The organism is Bradyrhizobium sp. AZCC 2176 (assembly GCF_036924645.1).
Taxonomy (GTDB): Bacteria; Pseudomonadota; Alphaproteobacteria; order Rhizobiales; family Xanthobacteraceae; genus Bradyrhizobium.
Map to the genome: position 1 here is coordinate 6,072,543 of NZ_JAZHRX010000001.1, position 24,300 is coordinate 6,096,842.

The 24,300-nt window shown below is 63.0% G+C and carries 21 protein-coding genes; 4 read left to right on the forward strand and 17 right to left on the reverse strand.

The genetic code is table 11. The features are described from left to right. Positions 1-95 precede the first annotated feature (95 nt). The 8 genes from V1288_RS28645 to V1288_RS28680 form a co-directional block, all read right to left on the reverse strand. A complete protein-coding gene (locus V1288_RS28645) occupies positions 96-1,304 on the reverse strand; it encodes an MFS transporter (RefSeq protein WP_334360213.1) in 1,209 nt (402 codons plus the stop codon). Positions 1,305-1,496: 192 nt separating this feature from the next. Further along, positions 1,497-2,906, reverse strand: a complete 1,410-nt coding sequence (locus V1288_RS28650; protein ID WP_334361427.1) for an outer membrane protein — start codon at positions 2,904-2,906, stop codon at positions 1,497-1,499. A gap of 186 nt (positions 2,907-3,092) precedes the next feature. Continuing rightward, the gene (locus tag V1288_RS28655; protein ID WP_334360214.1) at positions 3,093-3,686 is read right to left on the reverse strand and encodes a class I SAM-dependent methyltransferase; all 594 of its coding nucleotides are present in this window, start codon (positions 3,684-3,686) and stop codon (positions 3,093-3,095) included. 14 nt (positions 3,687-3,700) lie between these two features. Beyond that, entirely contained in the window at positions 3,701-4,750 is a 1,050-nt protein-coding gene (gene argC / locus V1288_RS28660; protein WP_334361428.1) for an N-acetyl-gamma-glutamyl-phosphate reductase, read from the reverse strand. Between the two features lie 36 nt (positions 4,751-4,786). After that, positions 4,787-5,779 (reverse strand): N-acetyl-gamma-glutamyl-phosphate reductase, encoded by a 993-nt coding sequence (argC, locus tag V1288_RS28665; RefSeq protein ID WP_334360215.1) that lies wholly within the window; start codon positions 5,777-5,779, stop codon positions 4,787-4,789. Next, the gene (locus V1288_RS28670; RefSeq protein ID WP_334360216.1) at positions 5,776-6,444 is read right to left on the reverse strand and encodes an FMN-binding negative transcriptional regulator; all 669 of its coding nucleotides are present in this window, start codon (positions 6,442-6,444) and stop codon (positions 5,776-5,778) included. The genes argC (V1288_RS28665) and V1288_RS28670 overlap by 4 nt, the downstream gene beginning before the upstream one ends. A 343-nt stretch (positions 6,445-6,787) precedes the next feature. Continuing rightward, complete coding sequence (locus V1288_RS28675; protein ID WP_334360217.1) at positions 6,788-7,777, reverse strand: MBL fold metallo-hydrolase; 990 nt, start codon at positions 7,775-7,777, stop codon at positions 6,788-6,790. A 141-nt stretch (positions 7,778-7,918) separates the two neighbouring features. Beyond that, positions 7,919-8,449: a DedA family protein gene (locus tag V1288_RS28680; protein WP_334360218.1), complete on the reverse strand. Its 531-nt coding sequence runs from the start codon at positions 8,447-8,449 to the stop codon at positions 7,919-7,921. Between the two features lie 507 nt (positions 8,450-8,956). Here V1288_RS28680 and parE point away from each other — a divergent pair. From parE to V1288_RS28700, 4 genes are all read left to right on the forward strand, one after another. Beyond that, the gene (gene parE, locus V1288_RS28685) at positions 8,957-11,011 is read left to right on the forward strand and encodes a DNA topoisomerase IV subunit B (RefSeq protein WP_334360219.1); all 2,055 of its coding nucleotides are present in this window, start codon (positions 8,957-8,959) and stop codon (positions 11,009-11,011) included. A 233-nt stretch (positions 11,012-11,244) separates the two neighbouring features. Continuing rightward, entirely contained in the window at positions 11,245-12,039 is a 795-nt protein-coding gene (locus V1288_RS28690) for an outer membrane protein (protein ID WP_334360220.1), read from the forward strand. Between the two features lie 220 nt (positions 12,040-12,259). After that, positions 12,260-12,445 carry a hypothetical protein gene (locus tag V1288_RS28695; protein ID WP_334360221.1) on the forward strand — a complete coding sequence of 62 codons (186 nt, stop codon included), beginning with the start codon at positions 12,260-12,262 and terminating at the stop codon, positions 12,443-12,445. Between the two features lie 134 nt (positions 12,446-12,579). Next, complete coding sequence (locus V1288_RS28700) at positions 12,580-13,350, forward strand: SDR family NAD(P)-dependent oxidoreductase (protein WP_334360222.1); 771 nt, start codon at positions 12,580-12,582, stop codon at positions 13,348-13,350. A 92-nt stretch (positions 13,351-13,442) separates the two neighbouring features. Here the strand turns inward: V1288_RS28700 and V1288_RS28705 are convergent, their stop codons facing one another. The 9 genes from V1288_RS28705 to V1288_RS28745 all read right to left on the reverse strand — a co-directional run bounded on the left by V1288_RS28705 (position 13,443) and on the right by V1288_RS28745 (position 23,934). Then, positions 13,443-14,225 carry an outer membrane protein gene (locus V1288_RS28705; RefSeq protein WP_334360223.1) on the reverse strand — a complete coding sequence of 261 codons (783 nt, stop codon included), beginning with the start codon at positions 14,223-14,225 and terminating at the stop codon, positions 13,443-13,445. Positions 14,226-14,448: 223 nt separating this feature from the next. Next, positions 14,449-15,654, reverse strand: coding sequence for an FAD-dependent oxidoreductase (locus V1288_RS28710; protein ID WP_334360224.1), 1,206 nt, complete (start codon positions 15,652-15,654; stop codon positions 14,449-14,451). 61 nt (positions 15,655-15,715) lie between these two features. Continuing rightward, positions 15,716-16,588, reverse strand: a complete 873-nt coding sequence (locus V1288_RS28715) for an ABC transporter permease (RefSeq protein ID WP_334360225.1) — start codon at positions 16,586-16,588, stop codon at positions 15,716-15,718. Then, a complete protein-coding gene (locus tag V1288_RS28720; RefSeq protein ID WP_334360226.1) occupies positions 16,585-17,418 on the reverse strand; it encodes an ABC transporter ATP-binding protein in 834 nt (277 codons plus the stop codon). Before V1288_RS28720 ends, V1288_RS28715 begins: the two co-directional genes overlap by 4 nt. Continuing rightward, positions 17,415-18,461: an ABC transporter substrate-binding protein gene (locus V1288_RS28725; protein ID WP_334360227.1), complete on the reverse strand. Its 1,047-nt coding sequence runs from the start codon at positions 18,459-18,461 to the stop codon at positions 17,415-17,417. Before V1288_RS28725 ends, V1288_RS28720 begins: the two co-directional genes overlap by 4 nt. Continuing rightward, on the reverse strand, positions 18,461-19,612 hold the full coding sequence (leuB, locus tag V1288_RS28730; RefSeq protein WP_334360228.1) for a 3-isopropylmalate dehydrogenase: 1,152 nt from the start codon (positions 19,610-19,612) through the stop codon (positions 18,461-18,463). Before leuB ends, V1288_RS28725 begins: the two co-directional genes overlap by 1 nt. After that, positions 19,609-20,256, reverse strand: a complete 648-nt coding sequence (leuD, locus tag V1288_RS28735) for a 3-isopropylmalate dehydratase small subunit (protein WP_334360229.1) — start codon at positions 20,254-20,256, stop codon at positions 19,609-19,611. The genes leuB and leuD overlap by 4 nt, the downstream gene beginning before the upstream one ends. Position 20,257: 1 nt before the next feature. Further along, on the reverse strand, positions 20,258-21,667 hold the full coding sequence (gene leuC, locus V1288_RS28740) for a 3-isopropylmalate dehydratase large subunit (protein ID WP_334360230.1): 1,410 nt from the start codon (positions 21,665-21,667) through the stop codon (positions 20,258-20,260). Positions 21,668-22,431: 764 nt separating this feature from the next. Then, entirely contained in the window at positions 22,432-23,934 is a 1,503-nt protein-coding gene (locus tag V1288_RS28745) for a caspase family protein (RefSeq protein ID WP_334360231.1), read from the reverse strand. Positions 23,935-24,300: the final 366 nt, after the last annotated feature.

The window sequence follows — 24,300 nt, forward strand, 5'->3', positions numbered from 1 at the left end:
TGATGTGGCGCGTAGATCAACGACGCTCGGCCGCCGCTGTGAGGGCAACCCAGCCGCTGCCGCATATTGGCAACGGCCGTTTCGCAACATGCTCGTCAGATCGCCGCGGTCGCTCCGATTGCCGGACGGCGGCGGCTGAGCCAAAGCAGGATCAAGAAGGCACCACACGAACATAGCATCGCGAGGCCAAGGAGCGCGTTGCTGCCAAAATGCGTCAGCAGGCCGACGAGAATCGGAGGCGAAGCTGCGGAGATGAGATTGAGCGGCAACGCAATGCGCGACGTCGCTTTGGCAAACTCCGCTTTGTCGTAGAACACCAGGGGTATCGTCGCACGCGCGACCGCGAAGGCGCCGCTGCCCAGGCCATACAGCAGAATGAATCCTGCGATCGTCCAATGCGATCCGCCGCTCATCATCAGAAGCAACATTGCCACAGGCAGCGCGAGGCCGGCCAACAAGCCCGTCGTGACCCCATCCCATCGTGCGCCGCCGAGAAAATCGAGAGCCCGGGCACTGACCTGAATCACGCCCAACATCGAGCCGAAGGCGACGGCCTCCGGCGGCGATAGGCCCTCGGTCTTCAGCAACTCTATCAGCACAGCGCTGAACCCAAAGGTAACGAAAGCATTCAACGCGATCGCCGATACGATCAGGTAGAACGTGCTTTTCCGCACGGTGGCGGACTCGCTCGCCGGCGGCGCTGCCGTGCCGGCTTCATCTGTCAGTTCGGTTCGACGCGGCAATCCGAACGCGTAGAGCGGAAGGCACACGAGTAGCAGCGTACCGGCATAGACCAGACAAGTCGCACGCCAGCCCGCCGCGTCCGAAAGAAACGCGGTGGTTGGCCAAAAAATACTGCTCGAAAGGCCGGTTACCAGCATGAGAGCACCGATCGCGCTCCGTGCGTTCCGGCCCGCAATCTCATTGAGCAGGATATAGGCCGCTGTGGTCAGCGTTGCGCTGCCGGCTGTACCGAGGATGACCCATGCCGTGCAATACAGCACGGGGCCGTGTGCAAGCGACAGCAGGACGAATCCCGGTGCGCCGATAACGGTCCCGGCGATCATCACCCGGCGGGCTCCAAATCGCGTGAATGCCTTTGCCAGAATGGGAGCCCACAGGCCCATGACCACGTAAAAGATCGAGCTGCCGGCGAATACCGCCGCGATGTCCATGTGAAGATCGGCGGCAACTCGCGCGCCGATGACGGCAAGAAGGCCGACCGTGCCCCATCCAATGACTTGCGCGATTGCAAGGGTAAGCAGGACACCGATGATATGTTTGCCGGAATCAGGAAACCGCATTCGTTCTCCGAACTAAAATGCAACCGCGATCCCAAGCATATTTTGCATGTCAGTTTGATGACGGCGCCACCCAGGCCCTGCGGGCGCGCTACCGATCTTCAAGATTTTCTGAGGCGTCCGTCCACCTCGAAAACGAAAAAACCCCGGGGGCTTGATCCCGGGGTTTCTTCATTCGCGCCTCTCAAACAGCGCTCAATACTTCGCAACGACCGGCGAATTGAAGTGATAGTTGATCCCGGTGCGGAAGACGTGCTCGGTCACGGATCGGGTGGTCGTCGCCGGGACAGCGCCGAAGACGAAGCTGTCCGACGTCGAGCCAAGGTCGACATAGAGATATTCGGTCTTGGTCGTCCAGTTCGGGCCCAGCAATCCCAGCAGGGTAAACGGCGTTTCGATGCCTGCACCCGCGGTCCAGCCCGTATTGGTGTGCGAGAACGATTGCGTCACCGGGCCGACAAAGGAGGTCGTGGCGATCTTGGTCTTGATGCTGCCGTAGGCGAGACCACCGGTCGCATAGAACAGGGTCGAGCCGACCGAATAGCCCAGCCGCCCGCGCACCGTGCCGAACCACGGCAGCGTGGCGTCGTAGGCCGCCGTCACCCCTCCCGGTATGCAGGAGAGGACGCACGTCTTGTCGTCTTGCTGGGTGCTGCCCTGAATATCGGCCTCCAGGCCGAATACCCAATTGGCCGCCTGCCAGTTGTAGCCCGCCTGGATGCCGCCATTGATGCCGTCGGGCGCCAGGTTGAACGTCTGGAAAACGCCGATCGCCGGCAGGTTCAAAGTGCTGCGGTCCCGCCCGGTGCCGGAACCGAAATTGCCGCCGAGATAGAACCCGGCCCAGTTGGCGGCAACGACCGGCGCATAACCCTTGCCACCGATCCGATAGTTCAGACCAACCCGGAAAATGTTCTCGCGAAGTTCGGTGTTGATCGGGGTCGCGGCACCGAGCGTGGCAATGTCGCTGTGGTTGCCGAGATTGAGGTAGAGATACTCAATCTTTCCGGTCCAGTTGCCGCCCAGCGCGGCTTCGACGCCGCTGCCAACCACCCATCCGCCCTGCGTGCGCTCGTTCGAGAATGTGTTTGTGAAGCCGCCGAATGCCGCGCTCGCATTGGTCTTGACGCTTCCGAATGTATAGCCGGCGGTCACATAGCTCAGCACCGGACCATTCGCGATGCCGATACGCCCGCGCGCGGTCCCGAACCAATCGAGCTTCTGGCTATAGTTTCTTGCGACGACGGCCTCGTTGAAGGTGGTGCGATCATCGCTCAGGCCAGCGCCCTGGATATCCGCCTCGACACCGAAGACGATCGGTCCGAGCGCCGAACCGGTCTGCCAATTGTAGCCGATCTGGCCGCCGCCGAAGCCGCCCTGCGGCGAGACGTAGAACGAATAGACCGATCCAACGCCGAGGACGTCGTGCTGAAAGCGATCGCGGCCGAGACCGACGCCGGCGTTGACGCCGATGTAAAAGCCGGTCCAGTCGTAGACGGCGGCCAATGCGGGGGCTTTGGTGTAAGGCCGGGCGATGAGGTCTGCGGCAAGCGTCGGGGCGGATCCCAGGCCAACGAGAGCGGTGGCCAGCAAGTACTTCTTCATCTTCATTTACGGCATTCCCAGTCCGGCATTCCCAGAACATCCGACACACGCGCTGTCGGTACTCGGAACGTGCTTACCGGATTCGTATCCTAAAGCTGTAGCTGGACGGCCACATCCTCCGGAGGATTTCTCGTGCGACGAACTGCGGCAATATGCGGGCAATATCGCAGACTTAGAAGCCGTTCTTCAGTCGCCTTTTCGAGCCACGACAAACAGCATCGTCGCCATCTTGTCGTCGAATCCGATGACTTCGCCGCTTTCGATCGACAACGAGTTCCAGTTCGCCGCCTCGGCATAAGTCGCGCGCAACCAGTCCGGCGACGGATAATTGTAGTAGCGATCGAGCGTGTCGCGGCCGTCGCCATCGCCTTCCTTGTAACTGGCGTAGAAGACGCCCGCAGGCTTCAGCGCGCGCCAGATCCGCGCAAGAACATCCGCAAGCTCTGTCCTCGGCACATGCAGCAGGCAGGCATTGGCCCACACGGCGTCATAGGCCTCGACCGCGTCGAGGTCATGAAACAGCAGCGTCTCGACCGTGCGGCCGAGATGCTTTGACGCGACATCAGCCATTTCCGGCGATCCGTCTGTCGCGCGCACCTCGAACCCGCGCGCCAGCATTTCCGCGGTGTCGCCGCCAGCGCCGCAGCCGAGTTCGAGAATGGACGCGCCCGGCGAAAGCTGTGCCAGAAACGCTATCAGCCGCGCCTGGCGCGAGGTGAATGTGCGCCTGGCGTAGGCCTCGGCGTTGCCGCGGTAGAACTGCAACGTCGCTTCGTCCACTGCGGCACCTCGTGTCAAGGGAACAGCGCGATCTGTTCCAGCCCTGCCGTCTCGGGAAGACCGAACATCAGGTTCATGTTCTGGATCGCCTGTCCAGCCGAACCCTTCACCAGATTGTCGAGCGTGGAAATGACGATCGCCCGGTTCTTGATGCGGTCGGCGACGACGCCGATCTGCACATAGTTGGAACCGCGCACGTTCTGGGTCTGCGGCAGCACGCCTTTCCTGGTCACATGCACGAAGGGTTCGTTGGCGTAAGCCTTCTCCAGTGCGGTCCGCAGATCGTCCGGCGTCGCGCCGTTGAGCTTGACGTAAGACGTGCAGAGTTCGCCGCGCGCCATCGGGATAAGATGCGGCGTGAAGTTGACCGTCACCGCCGAGCCGGCGGCGACGCCGATCTCCTGCTCGATCTCGGGCGCGTGCCGGTGGGTGCCGACCGAATAGGGCGACAGCCCCTCGCCCGCCTCGCTGAACAGCGTGTTCTGCTTCAGTCCGCGCCCGGCGCCGGTGACACCCGATTTTGCATCGATGACGATGTCGTCGATGTCGATCAGTTTTGCCTTCGCCAGCGGCACCAGCGCGAGCAGCGCCGCGGTGGGATAGCAGCCGGGACAAGCGACCAGCCGCGCCGCAGCGATCTTCTCGCGATAGAACTCGGTCAGGCCATAGACGGCTTCGCCTTGCAGTTCGAGCGCCCGGTGCTCGTGGCCGTACCATTGCGCATAGGTGTCCTTGTTACGCAGCCGGAAGTCGGCCGACATGTCGAGAACCTTGATCTTCGGGTTGGCCTTGAGGACGGCGGCGATGATCTCCTGCGTGGTGCCGTGCGGCAGCCCGCAGAACACCGCATCGAGGCCGGTCCAGTCGACCTTTTCCCATTCCACCAGTTTTGGCAGGTCCAGCATGAAGAAATGCGGAAACACGTCGCCCATCGACTTTCCGGCATGGGTATTGGCGGTCAGAGCCGTGATCTCGGCATTCGGATGCCGCGCCAACAGGCGTACCGCGTCGGCCCCGGTGTAACCTGAGGCGCCGAGAATGCCGATATTCTTCTTCGAGCCCATCACGCGTTCCTTTCCGGCGTCATTTGCAGGCGTCATCTATTTCTCGGCAACGCCCAGCATCAGCCGCATGTTCTGCACGGCGGCACCCGACGCGCCCTTGCCCAGATTGTCGAGCCGCGCGACCAGCACTGCCTGACGATGCTTGTCGCTGGCAAAGACGTAAAGCTCCAGTCTGTTGGTCTCGTTGAGCGCCTCCGGCTCGATCCGCCCGCCCTTGGCCGCCGCGTTCTCGATCGGCATCACCGCGACGTAGGTGCTGCCGGCGTAGCGCTTCGCCAGCGCGGCGTGCAAGTCGGCTCCGCTGGGTTTGCCCGTCAGCGTGTCGAGATGCAGCGGCACCGAGACCAGCATGCCCTGCCGGTAATTGCCGACCGACGGCACGAAGATCGGCCGCCGCGTCAGCTTTGAGTAAAGCTGCGTCTCCGGCAGATGCTTGTGCTCGAAGCCGAGGCCATACAATTCGAAGGACGGCGCGCTGCCATCCTCAAAACTCGCGATCATCGACTTGCCGCCGCCCGAATAGCCGCTGACCGCGTTGATGGTGACCGGATAGTCCGCAGGCATGAGACCCGCATCGACCAGCGGCCGCAGCAACGCAATCCCGCCGGTCGGATAGCAGCCGGGATTCGAAACCTTGCGCGCGCTCCGGATCTTGTCGGCCTGGTCCGGCGTGAGCTCGGGAAAGCCGTACGTCCAGTCGCTCGCCACTCGAAAAGCCGTCGACGCGTCGAGCACCTTGGGCGCCGAAGCGCCCATGCTGTCGATCAGGGCAACGGTTTCCTTGGCGGCATCGTCAGGCAGGCAGAGGATGACGAGATCGACCTCCTCCATCAGCGCGCGCTTGACGCCGGCATCCTTGCGCTTCTCCTCAGCGATGCTCTTCACGACGACGCCGTTCTGCAGCCGCAGGCGTTCCTGAATGCCGAGCCCCGTCGTTCCGGACGCGCCGTCAACGAACACGGCGGGCCTGGTCGCGGCGTCGGCGGTCTTGCTGCCGGTCTTGGGCTGCTGGCCATCGGTGAGGGTCATGGCTCGCTCCTCTCGAGCTGGTTGGTTTCGTCGGCAAAGGCCTGCGGCCGCGCCTCTTTCATCAAATGCGCAATCTGCTGCGCGCCGGCATCGGCCCGCGCGGCAAGCGACCCTGCAACCGCCGCATAGTCGGTCTCGGATTTGTGCTGGTTCAGCTTGAAGCTGCCCTCGACCTCTTCAACCGTCATCTCAAGGCCCACGATCGCTTTCTTCATCGCTTCCAGCCGCCCGGCTGTCATCTTCGACGACAGCCACGGCTTTTTCGGCAACAGCCGCGCTTCGAACTTGGCGCTGAGCGCCTCGATCTGCGCGGCGAGTTCGTCGTCGGACATCGCCCGCACCGGGCCCGTCAGATGTACCGCCTGATAGAGCCAGGTCGGCACCTGGTCTGGCGAGACGTACCAGTCCGGCGACACATAGGCATCCGCGCCAGTGACGGCCAGCAGCCACGACGTCGTCCCGTCCGCGAGCTTTACCAGCGGATTGTGACGTGCAACGTGAAAGGCCGCGCGCGGCGTGCCGTCATTGGCCGAAGTCAGATAGAACGGCAGCGACGAGGCGACCGGCTTGTTGCCGTCCCATGCGCAGGCCAGCCCAAATCCGCGCGCTTCCGCGAACGCCAGGCTCGCGGCGCGGTCGGACTTGAACGGTGGAGGCGTATACATCTCAAACTCCTGCTTGACGTAGGAGCCGCCAGTTCAGACCGCGTTTTCTGGAAAAGGAAGAAGCCGCGGGACCCGATCCGGCGGCAGGGGCGACGATCTCAAACGCAGACGTCCGCCCATACCGCTGACATGCGGCGGCGGCGAGCGATGGTCATGGTCGCGGCGATAGTCATGGGCGCGGCTATAAGGCCGCGCCCGCCACACGTCAAGTTATGACTGCCATTCCGGAAGTTATGGGAGGTCATTCCGGGGCGTGCGCAATGCGCGCGAACCCGGAATCTCGTGCTCGAAAACCTCTGGATTCCGGGTTCGCGCTGCGCGCGCCCTGGAATGACACTTGGGATCAGATCACCGGATTCCACGGCGCCGGGATCAGCCGGTAACCATTGCCGTCTTTCTCGACGAAGCCATTGGCCGGGAACGGATAGTGGAAGCCCTGGACCCGCATTTTGTCGGCGACCAGCATGTCGTAGACCCGGCGCCGGGTCTTTTCCGCCAGCGCTGGATCCTGGTCGAACATCAGGTGCCAGCCCGGATTGGCGACGAACAGCGCCGGCAGATTGGTGACGTCGGACTGGATGAACACCTTGTCTGAGCCCGAGGCGAGAACGTAGGAGGTGTGCCCCGGCGTGTGGCCGATGGTTTCCATCGCCGTCAGTCCGGGAGCGACTTCCTTGCCCCACTCATAGGGCGTCACCTTCTTTTTCAGCCCCGCCTCGAACACGCGGCGGGCGTTCTTGAACACGGTCTGCATCCGCCCTTCGGGCGCACGGCTCATCTCGCCGTCGTCCATGAAGTACTTCCACTCCGTCGCGGGAACGAGCACCTCGGCGTTGGGGAATGCGAGCGTGTTCTCGGCGGTCAGCAGGCCGTTGATGTGGTCGCCATGGAAGTGCGAGATCACGACGATGTCGACCGCCTTGGGATCGAAGCCGGCGGCGACCATGTTGGCGCCGAACTGGCCGACATTGCCCTTGCTCGATGCAAAGGCGGCGGCGCCGTTGCCGGTGTCGACCACCACCAGCTTGCCGCCGGTGTTGATGACCAGCGGCGCGAACTGGATCGACATCTTGTCCTTCGGCATGAAGGCCTTTTCGAGCGCCGCGTTGACTTCGTCCTTCTTGGCGTTGAGCACGAACGTGTCGGGCAGCGCGAAATTGTTGACGCCGTCGGAGATCGCCGTCACCTGGGCGTCGCCCACCTTGTAGCGATAAAAACTCGGCGCCTGCTTGTCCGCCGCCGGCGCGGCGGCCTTGGCGGGTGCTTGCGGCAGCAAGGGCGTAGCGGCGAGCGCAGCGGCTCCGGCGAGTGCGTGACGACGTGTTAATTCCATGTGATGTCCTCCCAGTGAAACGATGGATCTATCAGCGCTTCTGCGAACGCGCGACGACGGCTTCGCGACGGCAACGCGAAGATGCTCCGGTCTACGCATGTTGGGCTAACACCCCCGTCATCAGCTTATTCCGGCCAGCCCCTACGCCGCCCGCCATAGCCATTCGGCGAGCTTGCCCATCACATCGCCGACCAGCAGCAGGACGGCCGACCAGATCAGCGCCGAGACGAAATTGGCGATCTGGAACGGCCAGTAGGACATCTCGAAAATGCCGGCCGCGAGCGGCACTGAGGCCCGCAGCGGCCCGAAGAAGCGGCCGATGAAGATCGAGGGCACGCCCCATTTTTTCACGAACTCCTCGCCGCGCGGCAGGATCTCGGGATAGCGCGACAGCGGCCACATCTCGGCGACGTGCTCCTTGTAGCGGTAGCCGAACCAGTAGGAGACCCAGTCGCCGAGCGCAGCACCCAGCCCGCCGGCCAGCCAGACCGGCCAGAAGCTGATGCCGCTGACGCCGATCAGCGCGCCGATCGCGACCAGTGCGCCCCAGGCCGGCACCAGCAGCGAGATGAAGGCCAGCGATTCGCCGAACGCCAGCAACAGGACGATTGGGACGGCCCAGGCCTGATTGTCGCGCACGAAATCAGCCAGAGCACGCACATAATCATCCATTCCGAGCCCTTTCCGCCCCGATTCCTGTCTTTGAACCTTTCTACCGGTTCCGCCGGGAAGAACAGGTAAGCCGGCCGCTTCCGCGACATCAAGTCACAAAGGCGGACATGGATTGTGATCCACGGGCGGCTTGCCCCGGGGCCGGATGGCACCGCGCTGCATATCTCGCCAAGACCTGAGTCGAGAAACCCGCCACTTCGAATCATCCGCGAATGCAGTCAGCTCTGCGGCGCGACCGGTTGCAGGGGCAAACCGACACACGGTGCCGCGATCGCGGCAGTCAGCAATAGTCTGATGATCATGTACGCTCCCCCACCCGCCAAAACATTCGGGCAACCCTAACGCGAACGCAAGGGGAAGCCCTCGCTGGCATTGAGATACTGTTAACCCTCCGGTCCCGCCCGGCCGCGAGGCTTTCCAGCCCAGCCGTCACTTTTTGAGCCCATCCATGGCATAGTCAGCGTAACCGATTCGGCACGCCATGCTGCGTGCAACACACAAAGAGCCATGTCCAAGCCATTGAAATCAGCTACAAAAGCCAAATCCGCCAACGATCTTTTTGGAACGGAACCGAAGGGCCGCGTTGTGCCCAAGGCCGCGTCGCGGGCGGCCAGCGCCGAGGCCGGCTATACCGCGGCCGACATCGAAGTGCTGGAAGGACTGGAGCCGGTGCGCCGCCGCCCCGGCATGTATATCGGCGGCACCGACGAAAAGGCGCTGCATCATCTGTTCGCCGAAGTCATCGACAACGCCATGGACGAGGCGCTGGCCGGGCACGCCTCGTTCATCGAGGTGGAACTGAGCGCCGACGGATTTTTGACCGTGACCGACAACGGCCGCGGCATCCCGGTCGATCCGCATCCGAAATTTCCGAAGAAGTCCGCGCTCGAAGTCATCATGTGCACGCTGCATTCCGGCGGCAAGTTCGACTCCAAGGTCTATGAGACCTCGGGCGGCCTGCACGGCGTCGGCGTCTCCGTGGTCAACGCCCTCTCCTCGCGGCTCGAGGTCGAGGTCGCGCGCAGCCAAAAACTCTACCGGATGAGCTTTGAGCGCGGCCACCCCAAGGGCAAGCTGGAGGATCTCGGCAAGATCAACAACCGCCGCGGCACCCGCATCCGCTTCAAGCCGGACACCGACATCTTCGGCGCCAAGGCAAGCTTCAAGCCGCAGCGCCTGTTCAAGATGACGCGCTCGAAAGCCTACCTGTTCGGCGGCGTCGAGATCCGCTGGCGCTGCGATCCCGCGCTGTTGAAGGGCATCGAGGACGTGCCCGCCGAGGATAGTTTCCACTTCCCCGGCGGCCTGAAGGATTATCTCGGTGCCGCCATCCACGCCGACACGCTGGTGCATCCGGATATCTTCTCCGGTAAATCGGGACGCAACGGCGCCCATGGCGCCTGCGAATGGGCGGTGGCGTGGACCGCGGATGCCGACGGCTTCCTCTCCTCCTATTGCAACACGGTGCCGACGCCCGACGGCGGCACCCATGAATCCGGCATGCGCAGCGCGATGCTGCGCGGCCTGAAGGATCACGCCGAGCGCATCGGCCAGGGCAAGCGCGCTGCACCCGTCACCTCGGAAGACGTCATGGTCGGCGCCGCCGTCATGCTCTCGGTGTTCGTGCGTGAGCCGGAATTCCAGGGCCAGACCAAGGATCGGCTCGCCACCGCCGAAGCCCAGAAGATCGTCGAACAGGCGATCAAGGACCCGTTCGATCATTGGCTGTCGGGTAATCCGCTGCAGGCCAACAAGCTGCTGGATTTCGTCATCGAGCGCGCCGACGAGCGGCTGCGCCGCCGCGCCGAAAAGGAGACCTCGCGCAAGACCGCGGTGAAGAAGCTGCGCCTGCCCGGCAAGCTCGCCGACTGCACCAACACCGCAACCGAAGGCTCCGAGCTCTTCATCGTCGAGGGCGACTCGGCCGGCGGCAGCGCCAAGCAGGCGCGCGACCGCAAGACCCAGGCCGTGCTGCCCCTGCGCGGAAAAATCCTCAACGTCGCCTCCGCCGGCAAGGACAAGCTGACCGCGAATGCACAGCTCGCCGACCTGATGCAGGCGATCGGCTGCGGGACGCTGGCGCATTATCGCGAAGAGGATCTGCGCTATTCGCGCATCATCATCATGACCGACGCCGACGTCGACGGCGCGCATATCGCATCATTGCTGATCACGTTCTTCTACCGCCAGACCCCGCGCCTGATCGACGAAGGGCATCTCTATCTCGCAGTGCCGCCGCTCTACAAACTGACCCACGGCAGCAAGTCGGTCTATGCACGCAACGATGCACACAAGGATGTGCTCTTGAAGAGCGAGTTCAACGCCAACGCCAAGGTCGAGGTCAACCGCTTCAAAGGCCTTGGCGAAATGATGCCGGCGCAGCTCAAGGAGACCACCATGGACCCCGCCAAGCGCACGCTGCTCCGCGTGGTGCTTTTGGCCGACGATCGCGACGGTACCGCCGATTCGGTCGAGCGGCTGATGGGAACCAAGGCCGAAGCCAGATTCGCCTTCATCTCCGACAAGGCGGAATTCGCCAGCGACGACCTGCTGGACGTGTGATTTTACCGGTAGTGACGAATTTCGGGCGATTTCCGGCCCTCTGGGCCGGTTAACGCCGGAATCTGCCCGTTTTTGAGGCTTTTCTCCGTACTTCGTTTTCGGACTGGTGTGTTCCCCCCGCAACAGCTTTTTGGGCGGAACTGCGTATAGTCACGACACTGGGTTTTGGGAATCGGGTGCTCGCGCATCGTTAGAGCGATCAGATTTGACGCTTCTGGACTGAGGGATTGAAAATGAAAAAGGTACTGCTCGCTCTGACCGCGCTGGCGGCATTCACCGGATCGGCCTCGGCCGCCGACCTCGGCGCCCGTCCTTACACCAAGGCGCCTGCGCCGGTCGCTGCGGCCTACAACTGGACCGGCTTCTACATCTTCGGCGGTGGCGGCGGCGGATTGTGGAATGCCGACAGCAACGTGCAGACCTTCCCCGGAGCCGTTGCCATCACCCGAGATCAGCGTCTGGGTGGCAGCGGCTGGTTCGGTACGGTTGGTATCGGCTACGACTGGCAATTCGGTGGCCGGTGGGTGGCTGGTATCTTCGGTGACGGACAATTCGGAGACATCCGTGGCTCGCTGAGCGATCCGGACTTCGATATCGAAGGCCGCGAGAAGCTCAAGACCAGCTACGCTGCTGGCGTGAGAGTTGGTTACTTGGTTGCTCCGAACGTGTTGTCCTACGTGAACGGCGGTTACTCGGGCTCGGAGTGGTCGGGCACGAATATGTCGACGATGGCTGCGGGCGGCGGTCCGACTGTTGCCACCACGGGCTCCTTCCAACGTAATGGCTGGTTCATTGGCGGCGGCGTCGAAAACAATCTCGACATCTTTGGTATCTCCGCACCTGGCTGGTTCATGAAGACCGAATATCGGTCGGCGTTTTATGACCGGATCTCTCTTCCGGAGACGGCTACCGCGACCGGTCTTCCGACCGGTAACGCCGTCACCTTCAAGCCCTGGACACAGACCATCAGCACCTCGCTGGTCTACCGCTTCAACTGGGGCGGCGCTCCGATCCAGGCCAAGTACTGATCTCTGCTGACTAGCAGCCTAAAAGCCCCGGCATCGTCCGGGGCTTTTTTGTTGTCTGGATCTGGTTTCACTCCTCTCGACTCTCCCCTTCGGCGCGACTCTGGCCTTGCGGCACTGACCGGCATTGTATTGGATCGCAAGGCATGGCCGCCGCTGGCAATCGTCCAGTGGACCAGCTCTCGGGGAGCCAACGGCCGCAAGCGGCGACGGGAGGACATCCATGGCCAGATCGCTTTCGATCATCGGCTTTCTGGCGCTTGCCATCGGCCTGTTGTGGATCGGTCAGGGCATCGGCGTCATCCGCTGGCCGCCATCGAGCTTCATGATCAATCAACTGCAATGGGCGGGATATGGCGCCGTGCTCGGCGCCGTCGGCCTGATCCTGATCTGGCAGGGCAACCGCTAAATGGTACTGGGACGGTCGCAGATGAGAATCGTCATGCCCGGCCTTGTGCCGGGCATCCACGTCTTCCCTTCTGCTCACCGTTAAGACGTGGATGGCCGGGACCAGCCCGGCCATGACGCGGAGGGAGGAAATCAATGAACACAAAGCTATTCGATCTCTCAGGCAAGGTCGCCATCGTCACCGGCGGCAATGGCGGCATCGGGCTCGGCATGGCCCGGGGCCTCGCACAGGCCGGCGCGGCGGTTGCCATCATTGGCCGCAACGAGGCCAAATCAGCCGCCGCGGTCGCAGAGTTGGCGCAAGGCGGCGCCAGGGCGATTGCGGTCGCGGCTGACGTCACCGACAAGGCCGCTGTCGCCGCCATGGCTGACCGCGTCGCCGGCGAGCTCGGCCGGATCGACATCCTCGTCAACAATGCCGGCATCAATATTCGCAAGCCGCCGCACGCGCTCGATATCGCCGAGTGGAACAGCGTGATCCAGACCAACCTCACCAGCGCCTTCCTGTGCTCGCAGGCGGTCTATCCCGCCATGAAGGCGGCCGGCGGCGGCAAGATCATCAATATCGGCTCGATGATGTCGATCTTCGGCGCCAGCTTCACGCCGGCCTATGCCGCCAGCAAAGGCGGCATCGTGCAGTTCACACGATCCTGCGCCTGCGCCTGGGCCGCCGACAACATCCAGGCCAACGCCGTGCTGCCGGGCTGGATCGACACGGATTTGACCAAGCGCGCCCGCACGGAGATCGACGGCCTGCACGACCGGGTGCTGGCGCGCACGCCCGCGGCGCGCTGGGGCACCATCGATGATTTTGCCGGGATCGCGATCTTCCTCGCCTCGCCCGCGTCCGATTTTGTCACCGGCACCGCGATTCCCGTCGATGGCGGGTATTCCGTCATGGGGTAATCAAAAGGACTTGCCGGATCCTCGCCTCCACGAAAAAGCCCCGGCCAAGGCCGGGGCTTTTCCATCGTCTCAGGTTTTGAGTACTACCTGGATCAGTACCTCGCCACGACCGGCCCGGTCGGCCACGGATTGAACTTGTAGCTCACCCGAGCCATCACAGCGTCGACATCCGCATCGACGTTGCGGAAGGTCACCCCTCCAGGAGTGCAGGTCACCAACGCCAGATTACAATTGTGCTGCTTGCTGTCGAACTCGTAGTGCTTGTAGTCGATGCCAAGAATCAGGTTGTCGAGAACGGCGTATTCGGCACCAACGCCGGCATACCAACCGCCATGCGTGGCGCCGGCATGGTCCGACGTAATGCCGGTTGCGTTGGCGAGGATCTGGGTGTCGATGTCAGCCTGCGCGTAGCCGCCCTGGCCATACACCATGAAGCGGTTCCAGGCATAACCGACCCGCCCACCGATATACCAGATGTTGTTGATGCGGCTTTGGCAGGAAAAGCCAACGAGCAAGTTGCAGGAGCCGAGGACGCCAGTGCCGGCGGTGGTGTTAAAGCCGTTGTCGAGGGCGTTGTAACCGCCTTCGATACCGAGGACGAAATTGCCCCACTGCTTCTGGATTCCGGCAAAGCCGCCGTAAATCAAAGCGGCGTCGCTGTTACCGGTGCTCCAGAGGAAGGGAGTATTGAAGAAGTTTCCGGCGGTATCGTGCCAGGCGCCGCCAACCGCGCCGCCGACATAGATACCGGACCAATCATAGGTAACGACCGGGGGTACCACGGGCGCCTTCGCGATGCGTGCCGGCATGTCGGCGGCGAACGCGTTCACCGCGCTGGCGGCAAGGATGGAAGCAGCGACTACCAGTTTCTTCATTGTCATTCCCCCCTGTAAGTTGCGCCGGCGACATGCGCGGATGGAGCATCGAACTGCGGATGAAGTATCGAAAGCCTGATCAAAATTTATCCGGATTCTGGCTCAAAAACTGTCACCCGGTTGCGACAGTTGCGAGCAATGTGAGACGACCACACGGAACCGGTTGTATGCAAAATGCCTTCCCAAGATCGCTTGCCCAAGATCGCCTGCCTGTTGCCATCAGCTAACTGCCGGATCGCACATGCTCAGGCCGCACACCCAAGCCTACAAACCGCGCCGTGATGCCCTGCAGCCAGGGCACCGCCGTGAGCAGCCGCATGACGAACGGGACCTTCAGCGGCTGCTGACCCGGCTTCAGTGCGGCGTTGACGATATTGTTCTGCACCACGACCTGCATCCGCTGCGTCATTTTCACCGGGAATTCGCGGCGGCGGCGCACAGCGTCGAGCTCGTCCTCCGATGGACATCCATGCACCAGCTTCGCTGCCAGCAAGTTCGCGGTCGCGACCGCATCCTGCACCGCGAGGTTCACGCCGACGCCGCCGATCGGCGACATCGCATGCGCGGCGTCGCCGATGCACAACAGCCCCGGCCGCGTCCAGCGCTTCAGCCGGTTGACCGCAACCGTCAGCAGCTTCACGTCATCCCAGCTCTTCACCTCTGATAGCCCCGATTTCAGGATCGGCGCCATCCGCGCGATGTCGTCGAGCAGCGCTGGCAGTCCCCTCGCCCTCACCGCGTCGTACTGCCCCTTGGGAATGACGAACGCGCATTGCCAATAGTCGCCGCGATCGAAGGTCACCATCATCTTGCCGGGATCGACCCGCGCGAACAGGTTTTCGTTTTCGCCTTCCCGCTTGCCGGCGCGAAACCACAGCACATCCATCGGCGCGCCGATTTCCTCGACTTCGAGGCCCGCGCGTTCGCGCATCAGCGAATGGCGGCCGTCGCAGGCGACGGTCAGATCGGCCTCGATATCGATCACGCCGTCCAGCGTCTCCGCCTTCACGCCCGTGACGCGCTCGCCGCCACGAACGAGATCGACCGCTTCCGCCGACATCATGACTTTCAGCGACGCGAACCGCTTGCCGCTCTCGCGCAGGAAATTGAGAAAGTCCCACTGCGGCATGAAGGCGATGAACGGATATTTGACGTTGAGACGGCTCAGATCGGCGATCCGCACCGTCTCGCCGCCGAACATCCCCTCCATCTTCTGCAGACGCTGATGCGGCAGTTTGAGAAATCCGTCGATCAGCCCGAGTTCGTCCATCACCTGCAGCGTGGAGGGATGCACGGTGTCGCCGCGAAAATCGCGGAAGAAGTCGGCGTGCTTTTCCAGCACCACAACGTCGATGCCGGCGCGTCCGAGCAGGTAGCCCAGCATCATGCCGGCGGGCCCGCCGCCGACGATACAGCACCGCGTTTGCATCGCTCGCTCCGTCGCATCGGTAGAGCCAGGCCTTCCATCAAGCCTGTTCGACCACCCCAGCCTACTCAACCATATTGTGCTGCTGCCAGCGTAATAGATGGGCCTGCAGCCGCCAGATCATGGCCGAAAGCGCCACCCCCACCAGCATCAGCACGATCACCGCGACCATCATCCCCGAGGCTTCCGCCCGTGCCTCGGACTCGATGATCAGGCGGCCGATGCCGCGCTCCGCGCCGATGAATTCGCCGACGATGACGCCGATCAGCGCAAAGGAGATCGCCGGCGAGAGCGAGGCAAACACCCAGGCCATGGTCGAGGGGATCACGACGGTGCGGGTGATCTGCCATTCGCTCGCGCCCAGCAGCCGCGCGGCATTGATGAATCCCTCGTCGATCGAACGGGCGCCCTCGAACGTATTGAAGAACACCAGGAACACCACCACGATCCACGAGGTCACGATTTTCGAGGTATCGCCGATCCCGAATGCCAACACGATGATCGGCGCCAGCGCGATCCGGGGTATGGAATTCACCGCCGTAATGAAAGGCTGAAAGATCGCGCTGAGCCGGTCCGAACGCCCCAGAACAAGCCCTGCGACAAAGCCGCTCGACACCCCCGTGACAAACCCGAAGAACGTGTTCTTCAGCGTGATCGCGGTCGCGATCCAGAGATTGTTCTCGTTGCGCACCATGCACTTGGCAAAGTCGCCGTTGAACCAGCCGTTGAAGGCGCCGAGCTTGGATTTGAGGCAGCTCAGGATCAGGAAGTGCTCGAAGATCTGCGACGGCTTTGAAACGAAATAGGGATCGAGCAGGTCCGGCACCAGCCACGGCACCTTGGCATGGAGGTCATATCCCCATTGCCAGATCGACAGTACCGCCACGCAGATCAACACCTGCCAGGCCAGCGTATTGCCGATGCGACGTGTCCTCATGGGTGGCGCCCCTTGACGAACTCTTCCCCGAGCGAGTGCCAGATGTGCTGGAACAGCTCGGCATAGCGCGGCGTCTCGCGCACCTTGACCGCATCGCGCGGTCGCGCGAAGTCGACCTCGAACATGTCCTTGATCCGGCCGGGACGCGCCGAGAACAGGATGATGCGGTCGGCCAGCGTCAGGGCTTCGCCGAGGTCGTGGGTCACGAACAGAACGGTTTGCTGCTCGCGCTCCCAGATCCTGAGCAGCACCTCATGCATGTCGATCTTGGTGTGGGTATCGAGCGCGCCGAACGGCTCGTCCATCAGCAAGATCTGCGGCTCCACCACCAGCGTTCGCATCAGCGCCGCACGCTGGCGCATGCCGCCCGACAGCGCCGAGGGATAAGCGTGTTCGAAGCCTTGCAGACCGGCCTGCGCCACGCAGGCCGCGATGCGTTCCTTGCGCGCCGCCTGGGGAAAGCCCGCCAGCTCGAGGCCGTAGCCGATATTGTCGGCGACCGTGCGCCACGGAAACAGCGTATCGCGCTGGAAGATGTAGCCGACATTGGGCGTCGCCCTGCCTGCAACGACCGGCACGCCGTCAATCAGGATCTGACCGCTGCTCGGCTTGATCAGTGTCGCGATCATGTTGAGAACGGTGCTCTTGCCGGAGCCGGACGGCCCCAGAAGCGCAACGAACTCGCCGCGGCGGACGCCGAAGGAAACGTCCCGCACCGCCTCGATCGCGGTCCCGGCAAGCTGAAACGATTTGCTCAGTCCCCTGACCTCAATACGCTGGACACTGGATTGTCCATCCGGCAGCGGCGTGGAAAGGTTCTGGACGTTCAAGCCGGATACGCCTTTCGTGCTGCCTCGATGAAGGTCGGGCTGACCAGATCGGCCGGCGTCAGCGGCTTGATGCCGGTCATTTCCCGGAACCAGACCTTCTCGCCGCGGGCAAAGGCCGCCGCATCAATCGACGCATCGTAATCGACGACCTTTTGCAGCGCGGTGATCTCGAGGATGTTGGCCGCGCGCGAGGTACTGCCGACATAGGGTTCGATCGTGTCGTGTATTTCGTCGGGCGAATGCTTCTTGATCCATTGCGTCGCGCGCCAGATCGCCGTGACGAAGGCCTGCATCTTGGCCGGGTCCTTGTCGATGGTCGCCTGCAGCGTGAAATGCGCCGTCACCGGCACCTTGCCGCCGATATACTTGTTCCAGATCGTCTCATCGGTGCCGTCGAACAGCAGCGCGCCCCACCCTTGTTCCTTCGAATCGTTGAGCAGCGACAGCGAACTGACGAGCACGTCGACCTGCCTGGTCTTCAGGGAGCCCAGCATGGTGTCGACATTGCCGGTACCGATCCAGGTGACTTTCTGGTCGAGCCCCATCGTCTCCATGTAATAGGATGACCAGACGTGATTGGTGCCGCCGAGCGACGACACCGAGACGATCGGCTTGCGCCCGTCGGGCCGCTTCCATTCCGTCAACTTCTCGAGCGAGGTGATGCCCTGGTCCCAAAGATCCTTGCGGATGATGAACATCACCGAAGAGGAGCGGGTATCGACCGGCATCAGCACGCGGCCATTGCGGCCGCGATTAGAGAGCTGCATCGGATGCGTGATATCGCCGATGCCGATGTCGCCCTGCGCGGAGGCGATGATTTCGCGCGTCTTAACGCCGCTGCCGCCCTGGATCAGCTTGCAGTCGAGACCGGCCTCCTTGAAATATCCCAATCTGTCGGCGACGAAGTGCGTCTGATAGACCGGCACCGCGACGGGATAGATCACGCGGCCGGGCTTGTCCTCGGCCCATACCCTGCCAGAGGCGATCGAGGCGCCGCCGGCCGCGATGATTGTCAGCGCCGAACGTCTGGTGAAATGTGCCATCACGCGCGCTCCTTTTCCCTGTCTTTTTCCTTGCCGGCGACCTTCTCCAGCGCGTTCAGCACCGCGTCGCCCATTTCCCGTGTTGAAAGTCGCCTTGCTCCCGCCTCGGCAATGTCGGCGGTTCGCGCGCCACCCGACAAGGCACCGGCCACGGCCTTTTCCAGCAGGTCCGCATCTTCGGGCCGGTTCATCGTCATGCGCAGCATCATGGCGACGCTGAGGATGGAGCCGAGCGGGTTGGCAATGCCCTTGCCGGCGATGTCGGGTGCGCTGCCATGCACCGGCTCGTAAAGCGCCTTGCGCCGGCCGAACTTGTCGACTGGGCCCAACGAGGCCGACGGCAGCATGCCGAGCGACCCTGAGGCCATCGCCGCGCAATCGGACAGGATGTCGCCGAAGATATTGCCGGTGACCATCACATCGAACTGCGCCGGCTCGCGCACGATCTGCATCGCGGCATTGTCGACATACATATGCGTGAGCTCGACATCGGAAAATTCCGCGGCGTGCAGGGCAATGACTTCCTCGCGCCACAACACAGAGGTTTCGAGCACGTTGGCCTTGTCGACCGAACAGACCTGGTTCCTTCGCGTCCGCGCCAGCTCAAAGGCGGAACGCGCGACGCGGCGAATTTGATCGGTCGTGTATTGCTCGGTGTTGAAACCGCGGCGTTGCCCGTCGGCGAGCGTCTCGATGCCGCGCGGCTCGCCGAAATAAATGCCGCTGGTCAGTTCGCGGATGATGACGAAATCGACGTCCCTGAGCACACTCGCCTTGAGCGGCGCCGAATCCGCAAGCGCCGGATGGGCGACGATCGGCCTGAGATTGGCGTAAAGATCGTATTTGCTGCGCAGGCCCAACAGGCTCCCCGCCTTGCGCGCCGCCGCGGGGACTTCCTTCGTCTCCGGGCCGCCGGTTGCGCCCCACAGGATCGCGTCAGCCTCCTCCATCGCCTCGGCGGTGTCAGGCGGCATCACCTTGCCGGTCGCGAGATAGGGAATGAGGCCGTATTGCGCTTCGCGCAATACCATGGGGACGCCGCGCTTGGCGGCAAACCAGTTGAGCACCCGCTGCGACTGCGCGGTCACCTCCGGGCCAATGCCCTCGCCGCCGACCACGGCGACCTTGATCATGTTGGAGCGATCCTTCATGCCGCGTTCCCCGCTGTTGTTCTTGCGAAATGGATCCAGGGCCGTTCCGCCCGGTCGGCCGCCTGAAAGGCGCGGATTTCATCATCGCGCTGCAACGTCAGCGCGACTTCATCGAGACCTTCCAGCAGCCCGGCGCGACGGCGCGGATCGATTGCAAACTCGTGCCGCTGTCCCGAAGGCGAGATGATCGTCTGCTGCTGCAGGTCGATGCTGATACGCCCGGCGCCCTGGGTCTGCTGCACCTCGCTAGCCAAGCCATCGACGATCGCCTTGTCGACGACGATCGGCAGGATGCCGTTCTGGAAGCAATTGGCAAAGAAGATGTCGCCAAAGCTCGAGCCGATGACGGCGCGGATGCCCATTTCCTGCAACGACCACACCGCGCCTTCACGCGAGGAGCCGCAACCGAAATTCGGACCGGTAATGAGGATTTCCGCACTTCGATAGGGCTCGCGGTTCAGGGTGAATTCAGGGTTTTCCGAACCGTCGGGCAGATAGCGAAGTGCGCCGAACGCCCATTTGCCGAGCGTTCCGCGAATGGAGTTTCCGACCAGCCGCTCGATGCGGATGATGACGTCAGTATCGATGTTGCCGCGCATGATGGGGGCGGCAATCGCCGTCAGTGTGGTGAACGGTTTCGGCATGTCAGCGCCCCATCGTTCGCACGTCGGCGATGGCGCCGGCGATGGCCGCCGCGGCCGCACTTGCCGGGCTTGCCAGATGGGTACGCGCCCGCGGGCCCTGGCGGCCGACAAAATTGCGGTTCGAGGTCGAAACCGAGCGCTGGCCGGGGGCTACGGTTTCACCGTTGGCGGCAAGGCACATCGAGCATCCAGGCTCGCGCCATTCGAAGCCGGCATCGGTAAAGATCTTGTCCAGCCCTTCGGCGACGGCATCGCGCTTGACGGTCTCCGAACCCGGCACGACCCAGGCACGAACGTGAGAGGCGACCTTTCGGCCGCGCGCGACCTCGGCGGCGGCCCGCAAATCACTGAGCCGGCTGTTGGTGCATGATCCGATGAAAACCCAATCGACCGGCGTACCGGCGATCGGCGCGCCGGGTACCAGACCCATATAGTCAAGCGCCGTCTCGATCGCTGCGCGACGCGCGGGGTCAGTGACCGCGTCCGGATCGGGCACGCGGCCATCGACGCCGATCACGTGTTCCGGACTGATGCCCCAGGTCACCTGCGGAATGATCTTCTCGACATCGATGACGACTTCGCGGTCGAACACCGCATCGGGATCGCTTGGCAATTTCCGCCACGCCGCAACGGCCTGCTCCCACATGTCGCCCTGCGGCGCATAAGGACGCCCGCGCAGATATTCGAAAGTTTTCTCGTCCGGCGCGATCAAGCCCATTTTGGCGCCGAGTTCGATCGACAGATTGCAGATGGTAAGCCGGCCCTCGACCGGCAGATCGCGAATGGCGCTCCCGGCATACTCGACCGCATAACCTGTGCCGGCCGCAGCGCCGACATGCCCGATCAGGGCGAGGATCAGGTCCTTGGCCGTGACGCCGGGCGGCAGCCGGCCTTCGAACCGCACCCGCATGGTTTTCGGCCGTCGCTGAATCAACGCTTGCGTCGCGAGCACATGGGTCAACTCGCTGGAGCCGATGCCGAACGCCAGCGCGCCCAGCCCGCCATGGGTGCAGGTATGGCTGTCGCCGCAGACGATCAGACAGCCGGGAAGACTGAGGCCAAGCTCAGGTCCGATCACATGGACGATGCCCTGCCCGGGTTCGTCGACATCGAACATCCGGATGCCGGTCGCCGACGTCTCGGCCCGCAGGCCCGCCAGAAGCTCCTGTCCGACCTTGCTGGTGCCGGCCCGTCCGCGCGCCGTCGAAATTGCATGATCCGGCGTTGCGAACGTCAGTTCCGGATTATGCACTGGCAGGTTACGATTCCTGAGATCGAGCAGGCCGCGCGAGCCGCCTAGATCGTGCAGCAGATGACGGTCGACGTGAAGCAGATCGGTGTCATCGCTGACGCGAACGATGACGTGCTGGTCCCAGATCTTGGCCAGCAAGGTTCGGGCGGGCGTTTGCACTGCCGTATCCTCCCGTTTTTCTTCTTCTATGGCAGCTTGATGCACCGCCACCGGCCGTTTTGCCCGGCCTGCCATTCAGGTCTCTGCCCGAACACGCTTCCGATTATCAAAACATATCGGAGCCCGTCGGCCAACGTCTCATTTGGTGGGCCAGCTCCCACACCGGCGCGGGACTCCGCCTGATCGAAGCGACACCAAATCCATCCCATCCATCCGCTGCAGGCACAGATGGGCCGTTTTAGAAAGCCTTCGATCGGCCCGAGTTCATCCATCACTTTGCAGGGGCAAGGGCGCAGGGAATGCCGGAGTGCTCCGGCTGTACCTGTATGCTCGTGTGCGTTCTCTTTGCACCATTTGCACACGAGACCGCGGGTGCAGCAAGCACCCGGCATTCCCTGCTCCCTCTATTGGGAGATAAGTCATGCAAACCTCGGGCGCTTGCGTCGCGAGAACGCGAACGCATATTCGGTCGTCATTCCGGGGCGCGCGTAGCGCGAACCCGGAATCCATCAGGCGGCATCGAAAGTGGCACAATGGATTCCGGGCCTGCGCCTAGCGGCGCATCCTCAGGTGCGCAATTGCGCACCGGGGAATGACGAAAGTAGAGAGCGAGCCATGACGTACGCCGTCATTGCGGGGAACGAATCACGACTTGTCCGCCGTGGCTCGAAGAGCGAACGCGGAAGCAATCCATCTCTCCACTTGCGGCGCGATGGATTGCTTCGCTTCGCTCGCGATGACGCGGATAGATCGCCGCGTAGATGCTACCGCCGAAAACTCTTGATCTCCGAAACGCTGCCGTCGCGGTAGGTCAATTCCACCGAGACCGACTTGGTCGCGGGCGCGAGCTTCAAGTACGGCGTCGCGTCATGCGGAATGACGCTGGGATCCCGGGGATCGCACGGCGGCATTTTCAGCACCTTGTCGGGCACCGTGCTGTCGATGCCGACGCGCACTTCGCGGATCGCGCAGCGATACGACATCAGATGCGTGTAATAGACCAGCAGGCCGTTGAATTCGCGGAACGACAGCCAGCTCGTCGCGGTCATGTCGAGGATCTTGCGCTGGTCGCGGATCAGTGCGGCCTCGGGGTCGAAGCGGATCGGGAATGGCCCCTGCAACTCGCCATTGGTGTCGACATAGCGCACCTGGATGACGGCCGCCGGCGCATCGGCCGGCAGTTCGACCGACGGGTTGGGCATCCGCTTGCGGGTTCGCGGATCGAGCGTATCCATGAAGCCGGTTTCGCGGAAATTGCCGCTGTCCCCCAGCCGCCAGGAAATGCCGAGCGTCGGGTCGGCGATCGAGAACACCACGGTCCAGCCGCCATTGTGGCGCGAGAACATCGCGATCGGCGCATTGACGGAATCGTTCTGCGGCTTGAGTTGCTGCACCGGCGGCAACGCTGCCAGCTTCTGCAACGACTCGGCAGGCTTCGCCGCCGCTTCCGGCTGCGCCGTGCTCGCTATGCCATTCAGAAATACGTCGTCGACCATCTGGTCGAAATAGACCGGGATCTGCTTGTGACGCACGGTCTCCGCCAGTTCGCTGACCAGCCGCCGCGTGCGCTGTGCGACCTGAACGAGATTCGCGCCGGGCTGCGTCAGCTCCTTGGCGAAGGTGCGTGTGAACACCGAATTGGGATTGGCGTCGTCGTTGGAGAGCCGGTCGAGCGCCGTCTGCCGCGGCCCGGCCGAGAAGATCGAGAACACGCCTTCCGGCAATTGCGTCATCGGCGCAAGGCCGCCGCCGCCGGCAACCGCCCGCGTGCCGGCACGCTCGAACGGATTGTTGCGGCAGGCGTCGAACACCAGAATGGCGGTGCGCACCTTGCGGTTCTGCATCCGCTCGATGATGCGGTCGGCCAAAATCGAGGCGTCGCGCACCAGCTCTTCCTGGCCTTCGGTCGCCGCCGGCACGTCGGTCGGCAGCAGGAAATTCTGGCCGGCGATTTCAAAGCCATGACCGGCATAGAAGAAGAACGCGGTGTCGCCGGCGTCGACCGCCTTGTCGAACGCCAGCAGCGTCTGGCTGAACGCCTGCCGGTTCTGATTTTCCGCCACCATCACCGTGAAGCCGAGTTGCTTCAGCGTGTCGCCCATGGTGCGGGCATCGTTGACCGCCTTCTGCAGCTTGGGCACGTTCCGGTAGTCGTTGTTGCCGACCACCAGCGCGATGCGCTTTTCGGCATAAGCGGGGGCGGCAAGAGCCGCCATGCAAGCTGCAAGGCCCGTCACCGCGAGCAATCTGGAAAGCCACCCCTTCATCGAAATCCCCCAGCGCGCGAATGGTCCTGGTTTAGGCCCTGCAAAGCCGCTTCATGCCATAGTCGGCATCCCGATGCCCACGGTTCAACGGCCACGGTTGATAGGAATACAGCGGCGCGATTTGACGGCCAAATGACGGTTTCGGCCGTTATTTGTGCGAAAACGTTAAGCTTTTTCGGCCAAATTGCTGTTCCCAGATTGACTTTGGCCATTTCGACCCTATGTTCGCGCTCAACGCGGCCTTGGATCGAAACGCGATTCCTTAGGTTAGCCGCTCGTCTGCGTAAGTCAGAGCCCCCAGCTTTTCAAAGCGCGCCGTTTCGGGGCGAAACGCGACAGCCTTTTTACCCTCGATTCCGAACGGCG